Below are 3,904 nucleotides of genomic sequence, written 5' to 3'. Positions count from 1 at the left end.
AGATAATGGTTTTTTTGCTCTTTTTTCACTTGCTTTAATTGATCACGCAATTGGAAAACCTCTTCTTTTAATTCATCAATTTCCTTACGATGTGAAATAGCCATAGTAAAAACGATCTCATCGGCTTTTAAAGAAAGCCTTTTTTCCATGAGTGTGAACTTTTCCTTCAATTGAAATAATTGTTCTTCAAATTCATCCGGGGTGATCACACGGTTTCTGATCATCCAGATCGCCTCCCTAATCGTTGTACAATAAAATTCTGCAAGGAATGTATATCTCCTCCTCTCATGACAAGACTAGAACTAAAGCTACAAAACCAGTCAATCACGGCTGGAACCTTCGACAGAAAAGGAGGATTATTATGGCTAAAAAGAAAAAAGAACGAAATAACAAAAAACCGACACCTGCTAAAACTGACAATCCTAAGTTGGCTGGTGAAAATCGCCCAGCTACGTAAACTATTCAAACTGCTGCTATTTGTATAGCAGCAGTTTTTTAGATTCCTCCCCCATAAATGATCATTTATGACCGAATGCAATAATTAGTGTTTAATCCAGATGGAAGCAGGGAAAATCAAACTCGGAGTTTTCATAAATCTGTCACAATTGAAAAGAAAAGCGTGAAACCTTTATCTTTCCTAAACGTCTAAAACTTTGAACCAAAAAAATGTTCTTTGAAATCAATTTTTGGTATGATACTCTCATGGAAATAGGGAGGGATGGAGTTTGAATTATCCCAATGGGAAACGCGTACGCAAGGATCAAAGCGTTTCAAACCGTCGCGGTAAACCAGATTTTAGTAACCGTGGGATGTCATTAGAAGAAGATATTAACGTGACAAATTCTTATTATTTACAGGCAGGAATCGCCGTTGTGCATAAAAAACCAACCCCTGTCCAAATAGTCAATGTTGATTATCCGAGACGAAGTGCTGCTGTCATAAAAGAAGCTTATTTCAAGCAAGCATCTACAACTGATTTTAATGGAGTTTATCGTGGTAAATACATCGACTTCGAGGCAAAAGAGACGCGCAATAAAACCTCTTTTCCCCTAAGTAACGTGCATCAGCATCAAATTGATCATATGAAGGCTGTCCATAAACATGAAGGAGTTTGTTTTATGATTATTAAGTTCTCTCCTTTGGACGAGGTTTTTTTACTCCCTTCCCCCCAATTATTTCAATATTGGGATGATCAGTGGGACGGTGGCCGAAAATCGATTCCTTACGCATGTATTCAATCTAAGGGTATGAAAATTCCTTTTCATTACCAAGCAAGAGTCGATTACGCCAAAGTTCTGGATAAGCTCTATTTCTGAATTGGAGGAAATGTAAAATGGCCAACGATAGCCAATCAAGAACAGCTAGAAGAAAACAAATGAAGGATTCTAAAAAAGGGAAAGCCAGACCAAAATTTAAGAAGATTATTCTAACTTTATTCATCATCGGTCTCGTTATGGTGATCGGTGTTGGAGGATTGTTTGCTTACTATATATCTAGTGCACCAAAATTAGATGAAGCGCAATTATCCGATCCTTTTTCTTCGAAAGTTTATGACATGAATGATAATTTGGTGGCTGATTTATCAGGTGCAGAGAGACGTACGAAAGTAACGTACGATGAATTACCTGACGTTTTAAAAGATGCTGTAATTGCGACAGAGGACTCCAGGTTCTACAGCCATCCAGGGATTGACTTTCAAAGGATTCTGGCTGCTATCTGGGCAAACGTAACCAGTGGATTCGGCGCAGAAGGTGCCAGTACGATCACTCAGCAAGTAGTCAAGCAATCCTTTCTAACGAATAAGAAAACTCTTGAACGTAAAGTTCAAGAGCAATATTTAGCTATCAAACTGGATCAGGAATATTCTAAAGACAAAATTTTAGAAATGTATTTAAACAAAATTTATTATGGTGCTGGTGCGTACGGAGTGGCTGAAGCAGCGGATACTTATTTCGGTAAGAAGGATTTAAGCAAGTTAACTTTACCTGAGGCAGCATTGCTTGCCGGTCTTCCACAGCGTCCGTCAGGTTATATGCCGTTTGAACATCCGGATCTTGCTAAGGAACGAATGAACACCGTCTTAAGCTTGATGGTTCAGCATGGAAAGATTACTCAAGCGGAAGCCGATAAAGCAAGAAAAACAAATGTTGAAGATCTGTTAGTCGAGCGAGATTCAGAGAAGGAAACGCCTTATGATGCATTCATCGATCATGTACGTAAAGAAGTAAAAGAAAAAATGAACGGTGCAGACATTTTCGAAAAGGGATTGAAAATTTATACAACCCTGGATCCTAAAGCTCAAGAGTCTGTACAGCAGCTATTGAGTGACGATGGCGGTATCCCTTGGCCAGATGAAAAACTTCAAACAGGGATTGCAGTTACGGATACTCAAACAGGTGCAGTCAGAGCAATCGGAGGCGGCCGAAATTATCAAAATGAAGGGTTCAATTACGGAACGGATATTAAAAGACAGCCAGGTTCAACATTTAAACCTGTGACCGCGTATGGTCCGGCGATCCAATACAATAAAATCTCCACATATCATCAAATTAATGATGAAAAGACAGATTTTGGAAATGGATATACTCCGAATAACTTTGATAACCGTTTCAGAGGCTGGGTATCAGCACGGTACGCTTTGAGCCGTTCCTTAAATATCCCAGCATTGAAAACACTTGAAGAAACAGGAATTAGTAAGGCTCAAAAATTTGCTGAAGGTTTAGGAATAAAATTTCCAGAAGACCAAATGGTGTTAAGTGACGCCATTGGAGGCGGAACGAACGTCAACCCACTTCAAATGTCAGGTGCTTATGCAGCGTTTGGTAATGAAGGTGTTTATAACGAGCCTTATACTGTTCGGAAAGTGGAGATTCCTGGGGAAGAAACCATCGACATGAAACCTGAACCTAAGTCCGCTATGAACAGCTATACAGCTTACATGATCTCAGATATGCTCCAAACGACCATGTCTGAAGGTTCAGGTGTTGCAGCAAATATCGCAGGTCTTCCGGAAGCAGGTAAGACGGGTACAACCAATAGAGAAGTAGAGGGTCAACAAATTGCCCCAGACTCCTGGTTCAATGGGTACACAACCAACTACTCGATCTCTATATGGACAGGGTATGGCGATATTGACACGGGGCTTTCCCAAGCCGCTAAGGATATTCCTAAACAAATCTTTAAACCGCTTATGAGTGAGCTCTCTGAAGGAAAAGAGACAGCGGACTTTAAGAAACCAGATTCTGTTGTTTCTGTAAAAGTTGAAGAAGGATCCCGTCCCGCTAAGCTACCTAGCGCTTATACACCTGAAAGTCAGATTGTAACTGAATTGTTCCATGTAGATAATCAACCTTCTAAGGTTTCTAAAGAATTTCAAAAGCTTGACCCTGTTCAATCTCTGACAGGTACATTTAATCAAGAAGATGGTTCCATTGATTTAAACTGGTCTTATGGTGAAAACGAAGGTATCTCATTTAAAGTTACTTATAAGATCGATGAAGGTGAGCCTAAAGAATTGACCACAACAAAGGATACGAGCCTAAACATTACGAATGTGGACCCTGGTTCTACCTACACCTTCTCCGTAGTAGCAGTCAGCGACGAAGGCAATGCTCAGACCAGTGACCCTGCAACAACCCAGGTCCAAACAGGTGGTCAAGAAGAAACGGAAAAACCTGAAGAAAATAAGAAAGACAAAGAAGACAAAAATAAAGAAGACAAGAATAAAGAAGATGAAAATCAAGATGGCAATCAAGGTGAAGGCAACAATGAAAATACTGATGGCGGTACCGGTGGTGACACTGGTGGCGATACTGGAGGCAATACCGGTGGCGACACTGGTGGTGACACTGGCGGCGATACCAGCGGTGACACTGGTGGTGACACTGGCGGCGATACCAGCGGT

3 protein-coding genes are annotated in these 3,904 nt (G+C 40.5%); 2 read left to right on the top strand and 1 reads right to left on the bottom strand.

Annotated elements, in window-relative coordinates:
• Window positions 1–224 (bottom strand): hypothetical protein (locus LD39_RS15495; RefSeq protein ID WP_035549256.1); only part of this gene is annotated, 224 nt, incomplete at its 3' end.
• Between the two features lie 501 nt (window positions 225–725).
• Between LD39_RS15495 and recU the strand changes: the two genes are divergently transcribed.
• Both recU and LD39_RS15485 read left to right on the top strand, forming a co-directional pair.
• Complete coding sequence (gene recU, locus LD39_RS15490; RefSeq protein ID WP_035549253.1) at window positions 726–1,316, top strand: Holliday junction resolvase RecU; 591 nt, start codon at window positions 726–728, stop codon at window positions 1,314–1,316.
• Window positions 1,317–1,333: 17 nt separating this feature from the next.
• A partial coding sequence (locus LD39_RS15485) for a PBP1A family penicillin-binding protein (protein WP_081988479.1) occupies window positions 1,334–3,904 on the top strand: 2,571 nt, incomplete at its 3' end.

Source organism: Halobacillus sp. BBL2006, assembly GCF_000786645.1.
Lineage (GTDB): Bacteria > Bacillota > Bacilli > Bacillales > Halobacillaceae > Halobacillus.
Note: the sequence above shows the minus strand (reverse complement) of the source record. Positions and strands in the feature narration are given on the sequence as shown.